Source organism: Aurantimonas marina (assembly GCF_017183135.1).
GTDB lineage: Bacteria > Pseudomonadota > Alphaproteobacteria > Rhizobiales > Rhizobiaceae > Aurantimonas > Aurantimonas marina.
Map to the genome: position 1 here is coordinate 1 of NZ_JADDXW010000020.1, position 15,763 is coordinate 15,763.

The following is a 15,763-nucleotide window of genomic DNA, read 5'->3' on the forward strand; positions in this document are numbered from 1 at the left end:
GCTTGCTTCCGTTTCGATCTCGCCCGTTGGACTGCCTAGCTGGCGAGAGCCTTGCATTTTTCGATCGCGAGCGGGGCTGCGGCGACCACGGCTGGAGTCGCGGTCCCGCCCGTCTCGGCGACAATTGCCGCGCCGAGAGCGCCCACTCCGGCTTCGCAAACATAACTTCTCAGTTTCTCGACGCCCTTGCCGGTCAGTCCGTCACCCGAAAACAGACCATTGTCGCCGAAGGCGAAGCCTGACGCATCGGCGAGAAACCCGCCGCATTTGCTCTTCTTGTCCCAGCCGAGATCAATCCCGTGCGATCGCTTGCAGTAGATCATCGCCGCGCCGATCTTGGTGTTGCGTAGCGAAAACGGCAGGCCGGCGACAATCTTCATGCCTGGCTCGCCCCCCTGGACCACCCAGATGTAGTGCGGCTTGTTGTCGTCGTCGCTGATATTGATGCCGGCGCTCTGCTTCTTGTATTTCAGCCAGCCATAGGACGACAGGTTCAATGCCACGACGTCGCCATAGCGGACCTGGCCGTCGCCCTTCTGCCGTTGGATCAGCACGTTGAAGTCACCGGCGTTCTTGTCGAGCCAGCCGAGATTGGCGGCGATCGGCCGCTTCTGACGCTTGATGCCGCGCGCCGCCGCCAGATTGACCAGCCGGTAGCGATTGCCACTGACGATCGGCCGTCCCTCGCTGCCGGCCCGCATCGCCCATTGCAGAACGTGGGCGCCATTGCGCGCCCCCGGCTCAAGGCTGAAGGCTGAAGGACAACTGCCGCAGGATGTTCTGGTCAACGGCGGCAGCGGGTTTTTTCTGTTGCGCGGGCTGGACCTTCACCACATCCAGCAGAATGGCCTTCGTACCCTTGGGGCCGGCATCCGCCGCCGACACCGAAAGCCAACCGAACGCTCCGGCGAATACGCAAAGTGCGATGGAGAGAGATGGTCGAGACATGATGTTCTCCTTTCGGCGATCGTCGCCGGGTTGATGGTCGGGCCAGCGAAAGGTCGTCTGTGCCTTGCCGAGCCCATCAGCGGCTTCCCGTCGGGTGGGAAAAGTCAGCAAATTATCGGACTCCGGTTCGGCGGATCAGGCAGGCATGGCGCGGCCCCAACGACATCGACGAACCGTTGAACGCGCCAGCACCGGTCACGCCGGCCCATGACAGCGGGCGCCATGGATCGCGCTATTTTTGCACGACTTCCCGCTGATCCGGCCGTTCTCCCACTGGGATCATGATGTGGGCGTACGGTGTTCCGGACCACATCACGTAGGGGCCGTCGGTCGCCATGGTGACGGGCAACCCTTCGAGGTCGGCCGGGTCGGGAGAGATCACCATGATGTGCGGCCCCTCGACGACCCATTCGTTATCCGAGGTGGGCGTGGCCGCGGCCGGGTCGATATTGCTCGCGCCGCCCTCCGGGCTGTCGCCTGCGATCATATAGGCGATGCCGACCGACTTGGCGGTGAACGGCTTCTGGTTCATCCAGGCGTCCATCCAGGTCAGCCATTCGGCGTCCATGCACATGGGGCCGGCAATGCCGGTGGGAGCCGGAAAACACGTGTAGGCGCCACTGCCCTCGCGCAGGACCTTCCCGGCGAGATCCGAGACGGTGGCGGTCTGAGAAATGCCGGGAGGCGCCGCGCGCAGCGCATCCGCGATCATGTCTTCCGCGCTCTGAGCTCCCGCGCCGACCGGCACGAATGCGGCCGCGGAGAGCATCGCGGCACTGACGCCGCGCGCGGCGGCTCTGAACCGGATGAGTTCATTGGAACCGAGTGACGAGATCGCAAACATGGCTTGATGCTCCTGGACATGGATCGGGTCGAACACCGCGTATGGCGCGGTCGACCCTTTCGGCGATCGGCGCCGCTCCGGTTGTCGGGATGCGCGAAGGGTCTGACCGCCGCGGCCAAACGCGGCGGCGCGGAAAGTCTGGACAAGCGCGGGGCGAGGACGATCAGGCTTGCAGGGCCTTGACGTCCTCGGTGGTCAGCGCCTTGCCGCCGATGCCCCATTCGCCGCTACCGAGTTCCTGAACCCGCACCCAGGTGACGCCGCGCATCGCCTCGCCCTCGATCTTGACCATGGTGTCGGTGACCTTCTCGATCATTTCCTTCTTTTGCGCCGCCGAGAAGACGCCTTCGATCAGCTGAATGTCGACGAGTGGCATGATTTTTCTCCTTTGATCTGGACCGGCCTGCCGCGATGTTTGAACAGGCGTTATGGTCGTAGCGTATTCCCCTGCGGTATACTGGGAGGATAGCGGGAGAATTCGGGGAGATAGCGTGGAGATATGCTAGGCTCGCCAGCGGAGCATGCGCTCTATGGCGGTGGGACGATGCTTTATGTTTTCGAATCCTTTGAACTGGACGCCAGCCAGGTCGAGTTGCGGCGCAACGGCACGGTCGTGCCGGTGGAGCCGCAAGTCTTCGCCCTGCTTGTGCTTCTCGTCGAAAACCGGGAGCGCATGATTTCCAAGGACGAGATCGTCGAAAAGATCTGGGACGGCCGCATCGTCTCCGACTCGGCCATCACCAGCCGCATCAAATCCGCCCGCCGTGCGCTCGGCGACGACGGCAAGGCGCAGTGTTTTATCCGTACCGTGCACGGCCAGGGTCTGCGTTTCGTTGCCGAGGTCAGGACCCTCGCATCGCAAGGCTCACGGCCGGTAGCCTCGCCGTGCCGGACCGAATGGCCGATCAAGATCGCGGACGACGCCCGCCCGTCCATCGCCGTGCTTCCCTTCCGGTTGCTCGGCGTTGCCGGACCGCACGGGGCCATCGCCGACGCCCTGCCGCACGATCTGATCGCCGCACTGTCGCGACTGCGCTGGCTGTTCGTCATCGCCCGCGGGTCCTCGTTCCGCTTCCGATCGCCCGACCCGGACGTCGGCGAGATCGGCGAGATACTCAACGTCCGCTATTGTCTGTCCGGCCTCGTCGAAATGTTCGGCGATGGCGTGACCGTCGTCGTCGAGCTCGCCGACACACGCACCGGCGGTGTGGTCTGGGGCGACCGCTTCGCCGCCAGGCTCGACGACATTCACGAGATCCGCTCCCAGATCGTCGCGAACATCATCGCCGCCCTGGAGATTCAGATTCCGCTCAACGAGGCCAATCTCGCCCGCTTGGGGGCACCGGAAAATCTGGATGCGTGGTCCGCCTACCACCTCGGGCTTCAGCATCTGTACCGGTTCAACAAGAAGGACAACGCGGTCGCCGCCGGCCTCTTCGAAAGCGCGATCGCCAAGGAACCGCGCTTCGCGCGCGCCCATGCCGGCCTGTCCTCGACCGCGTTCCAGAATGCCTTTCTGCGCTATTCGGACGAGCCCGCGATGGCCGTCAAGGCGGCGCGCCGCTCCGCCGAGCGCAGCGTGGAACTCGATCCGATCGATCCCTTTGCCAACTTCACCATGGGACGGGCCTTCTGGCTGACCGGCGATATCGACGGCAGCCTATCCTGGTTGGACCGGTCCACCGCGCTCAGTCCGAATTACGCGCAAGGCTTCTATGCCCGCGCCTGGGCGGACACGATTTGCGAACGCGACGTGAAAGGCACGCAGAATGCCCGGATCGCGCTGTCGCTCAGCCCGCTCGATCCGTTTCGCTATGCGATGCTGGGGACGCGGGCCTTCGCCTGCCTGATCCGCGGCGAGACCGCCGAGGCCGCCGACTGGGCGGACCGCGCGGCGCGGTCGCCGGGCGCCCACGTACTGATCGCCATGATCGCCGTCGTCGCCCATGCCCTGAACGGCGACGAGCGGCGCGCGACGCTGTGGGCCGAGGATGCGCGCGCTCGCCGCGACGATATCTCGCAGACCCATTTCTTCAGTTCGTTCCCGTTCGCGGATGGCCCGCTCCGGCGCCGGATCGCGAAAACCCTCGCGGATCAAGGCTTTTCATAAGACACAAGGGTGGCGTTTCGAGCGATGCGTGCCCCGGACGGCTCTCAGCCCTTACGAACCGGCTTGGAGAAGCGCATTTCCGGCGCGGCCAGTCGCTCCGCCGGCCCAATCCAGGCATAAGCCAGCAGACATGGGTCGAGACCGCCGACGGTGATCCTGTGTTCGTTCCTTGCAGGAGGAGGTTATGCCGCGCCCGTCGGCGAAAGCAAATGCCGCCTCGCGATGGTTTGCCGGGTAGCGGCGGGCCAAGCCTGTTGGAAATCTTAACTGGCGGCGACACGCCGCCGGTCGGCCTCGGGGGCTTCGGCCGGCGCTTCGGAATCGCGCGCCGCGACCGCCCTCGCCGCCCGGAACAGACGCCGCATCCGCAGGCCGGCCGCATCGGCGTCATCCGCGAGCAGCCGGCGCGCGGCGTCGAGACCCGCCTGCCGCAATTCGCTCTGGCGCCGGTCGATCAGCGCCAGCACCACCGAGAGGTCGGACGACGACCCGAAAGCCGTGGGCGCTGTGGCCGCCTCGGCCCGGAACACCGCGTAATCATGGTCGAGGCCGAGATCGTCGGCGATCGCCTTGGCGGCATCGCGCAGTGGCGCCAAGGCTTCCGGCCAGACCGGGGCGAGCAGCCGCAGATGCATCCAGTGATATTTCACCCGTTTGCGCAATTCGTGCAGGGACTCCGCGTCACGCCGCTTCTCGGCCCGTTTGAGCGCCTGTCGCGCCCGTCGATAGGTCCGCGCGTACCCCTTGGCGGCCAGCGTCGCGCCGTTACGGTCGGGACGCCGAACGACGAAGCCGTCGAGACGCCGCCGGGCTTCGCCGAGCGTGATGAGCGCCGCATCGATTGCTGCTTCCAGATCGGCCTCGCTGGCCGCTGCGGCGTTGCGCCGCTCGGTCAATCGGGCGCGGATCGCCGCGAAGGCCTTGGTCTCGACTTCGCCGGCAAAGCGCGCCGCCAAAGCGTCCAGTGCCTCGATCTGCGCGGCTGCGTCGCGCACCCCCGACAGCGCCCGGGCGGTGTCACGAAATCGGGCATTTTCCTCGGCGTAGAAATCCGCATCCGCGTGGTGCACCAACCGCAACAGGCCGCGCAGCTTCTTCAGGCGCTTGCGCGCGGCATGGATGGTCGCGTGCCGGTCACTGCAATCCTCGCCCAACTCGCGCTCGGCCTTGTGGAGCTGTTCGCTCGCGATCCGGCGGACCTCCGCGTCGAGCGCCTGTCCCGGATCGATCCTGAATGCCATGCGCTGTCCCCTCCCCGTCGCGCCGTCGTCGCCATTCAAACCTCTTCCGGCCGGCCGTCGATGGCAAGCCGGGCGTTGGTGAAACGCGCGTCGCCGGTCACCTCGCGGCCGAGATAGGCCGGCAGCGTCGGCGCGTCGCTTGCGTCCCACAGCTCGATCTCCGCCATCACCAGCCCGGCGAGCGCGCCGTCAAAAACGTCGATCTCGACCCGGAACGCGCCGAGCGGCACGATGTGGCGGGTCTTTTCCACGACGATCCCCACCCGGCTCGCCCACAGCGCCTCGGCATCGGCGAGGGGAATGTCGTATTCGAACTCGCCGCGGTCCATGCCGCTGCCGGTCTTGATCGTCAGTCGCGCGCTTGTCCTATCCCGGATTCGCACCCGCACCGAGGCATCCTCGCGCACGAACAGATAGAATTGCTCGAGACGTCGGGTTTCGGCGATGGCGCCGCGCCACTTGTCGCTGATCACCAGAAATTTGCGTTCGATCTCGCGTCCCATACCAACAAAGACGCGCCCGCCGCCTGCCGGGTTCCGTCGCCGTCCGGCCCCATCGTCGCCGCCGCGCGAAACGGTGCTTCCAAGAACCGTTACAAGTCTCTATATCGCCGCCCATGAGCACCATGCCCGCGAACACGCCCCTCGACCACATCCGCAACTTCTCGATCGTCGCCCATATCGACCACGGGAAGTCGACTCTGGCCGACCGGCTGATCCAGTCGACCGGCGGGCTGGAGCTGCGCGACATGAAGGCGCAGGTGCTCGATTCGATGGATATCGAGCGCGAGCGAGGCATTACCATCAAGGCGCAGACCGTGCGCCTGCACTATACGGCGAAGAATGGCGAGACCTACGTCCTCAATCTCATCGACACGCCCGGCCATGTCGATTTCGCCTATGAGGTGTCGCGCTCACTGTCGGCCTGCGAGGGCGCGCTGCTCGTCGTCGACGCGGCGCAGGGTGTCGAGGCGCAGACGCTCGCCAATGTCTATCTCGCCCTCGACAACGATCTCGAAATCGTGCCGGTCCTCAACAAGATCGATCTGCCCGCCGCCGAGCCCGACAAGGTCAAGGAGCAGATCGAGGAGGTGATCGGCCTCGACGCCTCGGAAGCCGTGATGATCTCGGCGAAATCCGGCCTCGGCATCGAGGACGTGCTGGAGGCGATCGTCCACCGCCTGCCCCCGCCGAAGGAAGGCGACCGGGCCGCGCCGTTGAAGGCGATGCTGGTCGACTCGTGGTACGATTCCTATCTCGGCGTCGTCGTCTTGGTCCGCGTCATCGACGGCGAGTTGAAGAAGGGCCAGGTGATCCGCATGATGGGCACGGACGCCAAGTATCCGGTCGACCGGGTCGGCGTCTTCACGCCCAAGATGGTCCAGGTGGACGCGCTCGGCCCCGGCGAGCTCGGCTTCATCACGGCCAGCATCAAGGAAGTGGCCGACACCCGCGTCGGCGATACGATCACCGAGGACAAGCGCCGCACGACGACGATGCTGCCCGGCTTCAAGCCGGCCCAGCCGGTGGTCTTCTGCGGCCTGTTCCCGGTCGACGCCGCCGATTTCGACGATTTGCGCGCCGCCATGGGCCGGCTGCGGCTCAACGACGCCAGCTTCTCCTTCGAAATGGAATCCTCGGCCGCGCTCGGTTTCGGCTTTCGCTGCGGTTTCCTCGGCCTCTTGCACCTCGAAATCGTCCAGGAGCGGCTGTCCCGCGAGTTCGACCTCGACCTCATCGCGACCGCCCCTTCGGTCGTCTACAAGATCCACCTCACCGACGGCTCGATACAAGAGCTGCACAACCCGGCCGACATGCCGGACGTGGTCAAGATCGACCACATCGAGGAGCCCTGGATCAAGGCGACGATCCTCACCCCGGACGAATATCTCGGCAACATCCTGACGCTCTGCCAGGAGCGGCGCGGCATCCAGGTCGATCTGTCCTATGTCGGCAAGCGCGCACTGGTCGCCTACGAACTGCCGCTGAACGAGGTGATCTTCGATTTCTACGACCGGCTGAAATCGATCTCCAAGGGCTATGCCAGCTTCGACTACCAGATGACCGAGTACCGCGAGGGCGACCTCGTCAAGATGGGAATCCTCGTCAATGCCGAGCCGGTCGACGCGCTGTCGATGCTGGTCCACCGCAATCAGGCCGAGCGGCGCGGCCGGGCCATGTGCGAGAAGCTGAAGGAACTGATCCCCAACCATTTGTTCAAGATCCCGATCCAGGCGGCGATCGGCGGCAAGGTGATCGCCCGCGAGACCATCTCGGCGCTCAGGAAGGACGTCACCGCCAAATGTTATGGCGGCGACGCCAGCAGAAAGCGCAAGCTCCTCGACAAGCAGAAGGAGGGCAAGAAGCGCATGCGCCAGTTCGGCAAGGTCGACATCCCGCAGGAGGCCTTCATCGCCGCGCTGAAGATGGATAGCTGATCCTGTGATCCGCCTCCATCCTCACGCCAAGGCGCGGATCGAGGAGCGCGGGGCGAGCGGGGCTGAGGTCGTCAAATTCGGAGCCGTCCCCGACTGAACGCAACATCCGGGATGGTCGTCATCCTTAGCCTCGTAGATTGGCGAACCCGCCCCACGCGGTCGTCATCCTCGGGCTTGAGCCGAGGATCCATGCCAAGCCATGCGAGCCGCCAATCCGTCGCCGGACAGGATGAGGATAAAGTCGCGGCATGGGTCCCGGCTCAAGGCCGGGATGACGAAGCGCGACGGCGGGCGCCCTTTTCTTCCACAGGGCGAAGGGAGCGTTGCGCCTCCGCCCAAAACGGCATCTTTCCATAAACTTTTTCCCCACCCCTCGCCGCCTCCCACATACTGTCCTCACCGCCGGCCCACGGAACGGGCGCGAATGATCACCGGGATCGTTCGGGGGCTGGCGGGCGGTGTCCGCGACGGGGCTTCTTCCGGAGAAGTGCCCGGCCCGGACGACCCTTTGCTCCGCCGGACCGTCGCCCACTAACGAGGCGTCCGCGGATTGGTCCGCTTGAGGCCCCGCAAGGGCCGAACAGCCGGCAGCGCATGGGAGCCCACTCAACGCAAGGGCGCTCATGTCGGAGGGTCGCATAAACGCCGCGCGGGATGCCGGAGGCGGACCGTATGACGTAAAACAGTCGGAGGGTTCGCCTCCGGCGTCTCGCCGCTCGTGAGAGCGGCAACCAGGGACCCGCCAGCGACGAGCTTCGCGAGGAGCTTAAGGGCGGGACAGAGAACCGGGCCCCTCAGCAAGCCGCAAGGCGAAGCTTAAGGAGGGGACAAAGAAACTGGCCCCCAAGCGACGAACTCCGCGAGGGGATTGAAAGGAGGGGACAGAAAATCCAACTCTCCGGCCCATCCGGGCGCGGAAACGCGCCGCCATGCCTTCATCTTGCCCGCCGCTTCGGCTAAGCACCGCGGCTCCACATTCTCCCCGTCCCTTTCCATCCCCGGACGTCCTCGCCCGCCCGGCGTGTTCCGCCTGTTCCAGAGCCTTTGCATGACCCCGTTGTTTCCCGGCCTCGATTTCGGCACCACCAATTCCACCCTGGCGCTCGCAGCCCCCGGCGCGACGCCGCGGCTGGTGCCGCTCGAAGGTGCCCATCTGACCATCCCGTCAGCCTTGTTCTTCAGTCTCGAGGACGGCGAGACCTATGTCGGCCGCGCCGCGGTGTTCGAATATCGCGACGGCGCCGAGGGCCGCTTCATGCGGGCGCTGAAATCGATCCTCGGCACCTCGCTGATGGCCGAGACGACGCCGATCGGCCGCAAGCGCATGAGCTTCGAAGAGTTGATCGGCCGGTTCCTCAAGCATCTGCGCGAGCGGCTGGAGGAGACCGTCGGCGCCGACCCGGGCGCTGCGGGCGCAACCCTCGATTCGATTGTGCTCGGCCGCCCGGTGCGCTTCGTCGACGAGGACGATGCGGCCGATCGCGCCGCCGAAGGGCAACTGGAGGCCGCGGCCCGCGCGCAAGGGTTCCGCCATATCGAGTTCCAGTACGAGCCGGTCGCCGCCGCGCTCCATTACGAGCGCACGGTCACGGCCGAACAGCTCGCCCTCGTCGTCGACATTGGCGGCGGCACGTCGGATTTCTCGATCCTGCGCCTGTCGCCACGCGCCGCCAGCGCGGCCGCGGGCCAGGTCGACCGCCGCTCCGACATTCTGGCCACCACCGGCGTCCATGTCGGCGGCACGGATTTCGACCGCCTGCTCAACATCGCGGCGGTGATGCCGCATTTCGGCCTCGGCTCGACGACCGCCGACGGCAAGCGGGCGATGCCGGTCTGGTACTTCAACGACATGGCCACCTGGCACCGCATCAACACGCTCTACACGGCCAAGAACAGCCGCGACATCCGAAGTCTGGAGCGCGAGGCCGCCGAACCGGACAAGCTCGCCCGTTATGCCCATCTCCTCGTCCACCGTTCGGGCCATCGCCTCGCCGGCGCGGTGGAGGCGGCCAAGATCGCCCTGACCGAGGATACCCAGGCAGCCGTCACGCTACACGAGCCGGGGCTGGCGCTCGACCTGCCGGTGACCCGTGCTGCCTTCGATGCGGCGACGGCTGAGCTCAACGGCCGCATCGCCGGCGCGATCGACGCGGCCCTCGCCAGCGCCGGGGTCGCGGCCGAATCGATCCAGACCGTGATCCTCACCGGCGGCGGCGCACTGGTGCCGGCGGTGCGCGCCGTCGCCACCCGGCGCTTTCCCGGCGCCGCCATCGCCCAGGCGGACGAATTCGGCAGCGTCGGACTCGGCTTGGCCGTCGATGCCGCCCGGCGGTTCGCGTAGCCTGCGTTCGCTAAACGGCGCGCGCGACCTATAACGTGTCGGATGGGGTCGACCCTGAGCTGAACCAAAGGACCGGATCGTGAGCATCGGACTGATCGCGCTTCTCGACGACATCGCAGGCCTCGCCAAGGTGGCGGCGGCCTCGCTCGACGATGTCGCCGGGCAAGCCGCCAAGGCCGGTACCAAGGCGGCGGGCGTGGTCATCGACGATGCCGCGGTGACGCCGCGCTACGTCACCGGGTTCAAGCCAGAGCGCGAACTGCCGATCATCTGGCGCATCACCCGCGGCTCGCTCAAGAACAAGCTCGTCTTCCTGTTGCCGCTGGCGCTGCTGCTCGGTTATTTCGCGCCCTGGGCGATCACCCCGCTGTTGATGCTGGGCGGGCTGTATCTTTCCTACGAAGGCGCCGAGAAGGTGTACGAGGCGCTGTTTCCCCACAAGGCCCATGCCCATGAGGCCAAGCTTACCGGCGCGAAGACCGACCCGAAGGCGCTGGAGAACCAGAAGGTCGCGAGCGCCGTAAAGACCGATTTCATCCTCTCTGCCGAGATCATGGCGATCACCCTCGCCGGGCTTCCGGAAGGCGGCCTCGCCATGCAGGCCGCGGTTTTGGCAATCGTCGCCGTCGGTATCACCGCGCTCGTTTATGGCGGCGTCGCGCTGATCGTCAAGGCAGACGACGTCGGGCTCGCCATGGCCAGGAGCGACACGTCCTCGGCGCTTGGTCCGGTGATCCGCGCCATCGGTCGCGGCCTTGTCGTCGGGATGCCGATCTTCCTCAAGGTGCTGGCCGTCGTCGGCACCGCCGCGATGATCTGGGTCGGCGGCGGCATCATCGTCCACGGCCTTGAGCAATACGGCTTTACCACCATCGGCCACACGATCGAGCTCGGCGCCGAGGCGGCGGTCCATGCGATCGGCGAATTCGGCGGCTTCGTCCATTGGCTGGTGGCGGCGGCCGGATCGGGTATCGTCGGCCTCGCCGTCGGCGCGGCACTGATCCCGATCGTCGGGGCCGTCGTCGCGCCGCTTTGGAACGCCGTCAACGGCAAGAAGGACGCGCCCGCGCATTGAGATTGGCGGGCCGCAAGGCCCGCATCGCCCGTGGCTTCAGTCCGGCCACTCCGACAAACCGTCATCGGGAGCGGTCGCCCGCCCATCGCCGCGCCATCGGCGGCATCACTCCGAGAAGGTCGGCCGCGCGCCGGGCGATCTGGTCGATGATCTCGTCTGAGGTTACCGGTTTCAGATAGAAGGCCGGGCTCGGGGGCGCGACGACGGCACCCATCTCTGTCACCGCGCACATGGCCCGCAAATGGCCGAGATGCAGCGGCGATTCGCGGGCGATCAGCACCAGCCGTCGCCGCTCCTTCAGCTGGACGTCGGCGGCGCGGACGAGCAGGTTGTCGCTCAGTGAATATGCGATGGCGCCGAGACTGCGCATCGAACAGGGCGCCACGATCATCCCGGCGACCGGATAGGAGCCGGAGGCGACCGTGGCGCCAATATCGTCGATCGCATGACGTCTGGTGGCGAGGCGGTCGAGCCGGGCCAGCGCGTCCGGGCCGACTTCCTCGGCAAGGGTTCTCTCGGCGCCGCGGGTGACGATCAGCTCGACGGGCACCGCCGCCGCGCTCAACAGCTCGGCCAGACGCAGGGCGATCGCCGCGCCGGAGGCGCCGCTGACGCCCAGGATGACGGGGGCGGCGCTCATGCCGGCAGCTCCTTCGATCCGACCAGTGCGAGCCGCTCGCAGAATTGCGCCGCCGCTTCTGCCAGGGGGGTCGGCATCTCCAAAACGTCGCCCCATTCGCGCCGGGTCTCGGCGCCGATCTTGTTGGTGGCGTCGATCCCCAGCTTGCCGCCGAGACCGGGCTCGGGCGAGGCGAAGTCGAGATAGTCAATCGGCGTCCGCTCGATCACCATGAGATCGCGCGAGGGGTCCATGCGCGTCGCCAACGCCCAGGAAATGTCGGACCAGCTTCTGGGATCGATGTCGTCGTCCACGACGATTATCGTCTTGGTGTAGGAGAACTGCGCCAGCATCCCCCAGAGCGCCATCATCACCCGCCGGGCCTGTCCGGGATAGCGCTTGCGGATCGAGATCACCGCCATGCGATAGGAGCACGCCGCGGGCGGCAGCCACAGATCGACGATTTCGGGAATCTGCCGGCGAATCATCGGCAGCGCCAGCGTGTTGAACACCTCGCCGATCACCGACGGCTCGTCCGGCGGCCGGCCGGTGAAGGTGGTCAGATACAGCGGGTCGCGGCGCATCGTGATGGCGCTGATCCGCATCACCGGGAATGACTCGACCGCGTTGTAGTAGCCGGTGTGGTCGCCATAGGGACCTTCCGGCGCGGTCTCGGTCGGCGAAACCCAGCCTTCGAGCACGATCTCGGCCTCGGCGGGCACCATCAGCGGGACCGTGCGCGCCGGCGCCAGCGCCTGGCGTTCGCCGCGTAGCACGCCGGCAAAGCGAAGTTCCGCGATTCCCTCGGGCAGCGGCAGGGCAGCGGCCAGCATCGTCGCCGGATCGGCGCCGATCGCCACCGCCACCGGCATCGCCTCGCCGCGCGCCGCCCAGGCCCGGTGGTGCGCGGCGCCGCCACGATGCGCTAGCCAGCGCATGATCGCACGATCGCGTCCGAGCACCTGCATGCGGTAGACGCCCATATTGGTCTGGGCGGTGTCGCCGGCTTCCGTTTCCGGTGGACGGGTGATCACCAGCGGCCAGGTGATCAGCGGCGCTGGCTCGCCGGGCCAGCAGGTCTGCACCGGCAGGCGGCCGAGATCGACATCCCCGCCCTCCAGAACCGTATGCTGCACGGGCGCGCGGTTCACCAGACGGGGCCGGGTCGCCAGCGCCGAGCGCAGCATCGGCCAACGCGAGAACGCGTCGCGCATCCCCTCGACCGGAGCTGGCTCACGCAGCGCGGCCAGGAGTTCGCCCAGTTCCTCGACCCTGTCGAGTGTCAGTCCCAGCCCCGCCGCTACCCGCTGCCGCGTGCCGAACAGATTGGCGATCACCGGCATCGTCGCGGAGTGGCCCAGGCGGTCCGTCGCCGCGTCGAAGCGCAGCGCCGGGCCACCCTGGCGCAGCACATGGCGATGCACCGCCGTCATCTGGTGTTCGAGCGAAACGGGTTCAGCCACCCGCGCCAGGTCGCCTGAGCGGTCAAGGTGGCTGAGGAACTCGCCGAGGTTGGCGAAGGGGGGCAGGTCGCGGATCGGCATCTTTCCTCTCGGTCCGCCCTGATACCCCGCCGATTGGTTCCCCGGACTTGATCTCGATCAATGTCGGAAGGAGCGGTCGCGGCTACCTCGAACGGTATGAATGGCGCCACCTCGATCCCTCGTTTTCCGCCGGCGGGCGCGCGCCTGCTCGCGCAACTGCCGCCCGGTCCCTTGTCCCTCATCCTGGGACGCGCCGCGCGTGACATGGCGGAGCACCATCGCGGCCTGTTCACGCGTCTGGGCCCGCATGCCGAAAAGCGCTTTCTGATCGACCCGACGGATCTGCCATTCGCCTTTCTGCTCCGTCCCAGGCCTACCCGGCCCAGCATCGAAGCATTGAGCCGTTCGGCCTCGTGCCATTGGGATTGCCGGATCGCGGGGCCGCTGGCCGCGCTTCTCGGCATGATCCATGGTGCCTATGACGGCGACGCGTTGTTCTTCTCGCGCGACATCGCCATCGAGGGCGACACCGAGGCCGCGCTGGCGCTGCGCAACGCGACCGACGATGCCGAGATCGACCTGTTCGAGGCGGTTGCGGGAAGTCTCGGCGCGCCGGGCCGCGCCATGGGGCGGCGGTTGCGGCCGCTGGCGCGGGTGGCGGAACGGATCACCGGGGTCGCGCTGATGCGGCCGGAGATGAACGCGTGAGCGGGCCGGCGCTGGAACTGGTCTGCCCGGCCGGTACGCCCGCGGCGTTGCGCGCCGCCGTCGACGCGGGTGCGCACACGATCTATTGCGGCTTTGCCGACGAGACCAATGCCCGCAATTTTCCCGGCCTGAATTTTTCGCGTGACGAGATGGCCGCCGGTGCCGCCTACGCCCACAAGGCGGGCGCCAAGCTCTTGATCGCGATCAATACCTTCCCGCGCGCCGGGGCGGAGGATTTCTGGCACCGCGCCGTCGACGACGCCGAGTCCGCCGGCGCCGACGCGGTGATCATGGCCGATCTCGGCCTGCTCGCCTATGCGGCCGAGCGCCGGCCGGGACTCCGCCGCCATCTCTCGGTCCAGGCCGCGGCCGCCAATGCCGACGCGATCATGTTCTACGCCGAGGGGTTCGACGTGAAGCGGGTGGTGCTGCCCCGGGTGCTGAGCGTCGAGGAGATTGCCGCGATCAATCGCGACATCGACGTCGAGACCGAGGTCTTCGTCTTCGGCGGGCTTTGCGTGATGGCCGAGGGGCGCTGCTCGCTGTCTTCCTACGCCACCGGACGATCGCCCAACATGCACGGGGTCTGCTCGCCCGCCAGTCACGTCGTCTATGGCGAGGAGCAAGAGGAACTGGTCTCACGCCTCGCCGGCTTCACCATTCACAAGGTCGCGAAGGATGCGCCGGCCCCCTACCCGACGCTCTGCAAGGGATGCTTTTCGGCCGGGGGCCACACCGGCCACGTCTTTGAGGATCCGATCAGCCTCGACGCCGCCGAGTTGATCCCCCGACTGGCCGAGGCCGGGGTGACGGCGCTGAAGATCGAAGGGCGCCAGCGCAGCCGCGCCTATGTCTCGGCGGTGGTGAAGAGCTTCCGCCGGGCCACCGACGCGATCGCCGCCGGCCAACCGGTGCCGGTCAGCGAGTTGGCGCATCTCACCGAGGGGCAGACGAGCACGCTCGGCGCCTATCGCAAGATCTGGCGCTGACACCGGCGCCGTGAGCAAGGGAGCGCGACGATGCGCCTGACACTGGGCCCGGTGCTCTACAACTGGCCGGCGGACGAATGGTCCGACTTCTATGCGCGGATCGCCGACGAGGCGCCGGTCGAGCGGGTCGTGGTCGGCGAGGTCGTCTGCTCCAAACGCCTGCCGTTCTACCAAAGCCGCATCCCGGAGGTGGTCGAGCGACTGCAACGCGGCGGCAAGGACGTCGTCCTCGCCTCGTTGGGGCTGGTGACCTTGCGGCGCGAGCGCAAGATGCTGGCCGAACTGGCCGACTCCGGTCTGCCCGTCGAGGTCAACGATCTGACGGCGTTGCGCTATCTGACCCCCGGAACGCCGTTCACGGTGGGTCCGCTGGTCAATGTCTACAACGAAGGCACGCTGCGCTTCCTGGCCGGGCGCGGGGCGACATCGCTCTGCCTGCCGCCGGAATTGGCCTTTTCGTCGGTCAAGACGCTGGCGGCCGCCGGAGCCGAGCTCGGCATCGCGTTGGAGGCCTGGGCATTCGGGCGACTGCCGCTGGCGCTCTCGGCGCGCTGTTACCATGCCCGCCTCGCCGGCCTGGCGAAGGATTCCTGTCAGTTCGTCTGCGACGCGGACCCAGACGGCCTGCCGGTCGAGACTCTCGACGGACAACCCTTCCTCGCGATCAACGGGGTCCAGACGGTCTCCGAGCGCTGGGCCAATCTCGCCGGCGATCTGGCGCCGCTGGCCGATGCCGGCGTCGGCGCGCTGCGGCTTTCGCCCCATACCGGCGACATGGTCGAGGTCGCGCGCCTGTTTCGGGCGACGGCCGACGGCCGGATGGCCCCGGACGAAGCGCTTGCCGAATTAACCGCCCTGGCGCCGGAACGGCGCTTCGCCAACGGCTTCCTGTTTGGACAAGCGGGCTCCGAGTGGACCCATTGAGCTTGGGAAACGACCATGACGCCGCCGCTCCTAGGGCGAATTC

Annotated in this window: 15 protein-coding genes; 7 read left to right on the forward strand and 8 right to left on the reverse strand. The window is 67.1% G+C overall.

All coding sequences use genetic code 11. From position 1 onward, the window contains the following. Positions 1-35: 35 nt before the first annotated feature. From ING15_RS17230 to ING15_RS17245, 4 genes are all read right to left on the reverse strand, one after another. Positions 36-701: a hypothetical protein gene (locus ING15_RS17230; RefSeq protein WP_206456084.1), complete on the reverse strand. Its 666-nt coding sequence runs from the start codon at positions 699-701 to the stop codon at positions 36-38. Positions 702-741: 40 nt separating this feature from the next. Next, on the reverse strand, positions 742-1,059 hold the full coding sequence (locus ING15_RS17235) for a hypothetical protein (protein WP_206456085.1): 318 nt from the start codon (positions 1,057-1,059) through the stop codon (positions 742-744). 121 nt (positions 1,060-1,180) lie between these two features. Next, a complete protein-coding gene (locus ING15_RS17240) occupies positions 1,181-1,792 on the reverse strand; it encodes a hypothetical protein (RefSeq protein WP_206456086.1) in 612 nt (203 codons plus the stop codon). A 163-nt stretch (positions 1,793-1,955) separates the two neighbouring features. After that, positions 1,956-2,168 (reverse strand): tautomerase family protein, encoded by a 213-nt coding sequence (locus ING15_RS17245; protein ID WP_206456087.1) that lies wholly within the window; start codon positions 2,166-2,168, stop codon positions 1,956-1,958. A gap of 168 nt (positions 2,169-2,336) precedes the next feature. Between ING15_RS17245 and ING15_RS17250 the strand changes: the two genes are divergently transcribed. Further along, entirely contained in the window at positions 2,337-3,902 is a 1,566-nt protein-coding gene (locus ING15_RS17250; RefSeq protein WP_206456088.1) for a winged helix-turn-helix domain-containing tetratricopeptide repeat protein, read from the forward strand. A 263-nt stretch (positions 3,903-4,165) separates the two neighbouring features. On the opposite strand, the gene ING15_RS17255 is transcribed toward ING15_RS17250, so the two are convergent. Together ING15_RS17255 and ING15_RS17260 are read right to left on the reverse strand one after the other, a co-directional pair. Next, positions 4,166-5,143 carry a CHAD domain-containing protein gene (locus tag ING15_RS17255; RefSeq protein WP_206456089.1) on the reverse strand — a complete coding sequence of 326 codons (978 nt, stop codon included), beginning with the start codon at positions 5,141-5,143 and terminating at the stop codon, positions 4,166-4,168. Positions 5,144-5,178: 35 nt separating this feature from the next. Continuing rightward, positions 5,179-5,646, reverse strand: coding sequence for a CYTH domain-containing protein (locus tag ING15_RS17260; protein ID WP_206456090.1), 468 nt, complete (start codon positions 5,644-5,646; stop codon positions 5,179-5,181). A gap of 122 nt (positions 5,647-5,768) precedes the next feature. Here ING15_RS17260 and lepA point away from each other — a divergent pair, with 122 nt between their 5' ends. The 3 genes from lepA (at position 5,769) to ING15_RS17275 (ending at position 10,996) form a co-directional block, all read left to right on the forward strand. Further along, positions 5,769-7,580: a translation elongation factor 4 gene (gene lepA, locus ING15_RS17265; protein ID WP_206456131.1), complete on the forward strand. Its 1,812-nt coding sequence runs from the start codon at positions 5,769-5,771 to the stop codon at positions 7,578-7,580. A 1,048-nt stretch (positions 7,581-8,628) separates the two neighbouring features. After that, the gene (locus ING15_RS17270; RefSeq protein WP_206456091.1) at positions 8,629-9,921 is read left to right on the forward strand and encodes an Hsp70 family protein; all 1,293 of its coding nucleotides are present in this window, start codon (positions 8,629-8,631) and stop codon (positions 9,919-9,921) included. Between the two features lie 79 nt (positions 9,922-10,000). Beyond that, on the forward strand, positions 10,001-10,996 hold the full coding sequence (locus ING15_RS17275) for a DUF808 domain-containing protein (RefSeq protein ID WP_206456092.1): 996 nt from the start codon (positions 10,001-10,003) through the stop codon (positions 10,994-10,996). Between the two features lie 61 nt (positions 10,997-11,057). Here ING15_RS17275 and ING15_RS17280 read toward each other — a convergent pair whose 3' ends face one another. Next, a complete protein-coding gene (locus ING15_RS17280) occupies positions 11,058-11,636 on the reverse strand; it encodes a UbiX family flavin prenyltransferase (RefSeq protein ID WP_206456093.1) in 579 nt (192 codons plus the stop codon). Then, positions 11,633-13,159, reverse strand: coding sequence for a UbiD family decarboxylase (locus ING15_RS17285; RefSeq protein WP_206456094.1), 1,527 nt, complete (start codon positions 13,157-13,159; stop codon positions 11,633-11,635). Before ING15_RS17285 ends, ING15_RS17280 begins: the two co-directional genes overlap by 4 nt. A gap of 60 nt (positions 13,160-13,219) precedes the next feature. Here ING15_RS17285 and ubiT point away from each other — a divergent pair, with 60 nt between their 5' ends. From ubiT to ubiV, 3 genes are read left to right on the forward strand one after another with little or no spacing between them, the layout of a single operon-like run. Beyond that, positions 13,220-13,807, forward strand: coding sequence for a ubiquinone anaerobic biosynthesis accessory factor UbiT (gene ubiT / locus ING15_RS17290; protein WP_232845847.1), 588 nt, complete (start codon positions 13,220-13,222; stop codon positions 13,805-13,807). A gap of 11 nt (positions 13,808-13,818) precedes the next feature. Next, the gene (ubiU, locus tag ING15_RS17295) at positions 13,819-14,796 is read left to right on the forward strand and encodes a ubiquinone anaerobic biosynthesis protein UbiU (protein WP_206456133.1); all 978 of its coding nucleotides are present in this window, start codon (positions 13,819-13,821) and stop codon (positions 14,794-14,796) included. A gap of 30 nt (positions 14,797-14,826) precedes the next feature. Then, complete coding sequence (gene ubiV / locus ING15_RS17300) at positions 14,827-15,720, forward strand: ubiquinone anaerobic biosynthesis protein UbiV (RefSeq protein ID WP_206456095.1); 894 nt, start codon at positions 14,827-14,829, stop codon at positions 15,718-15,720. Positions 15,721-15,763 lie beyond the last annotated feature (43 nt).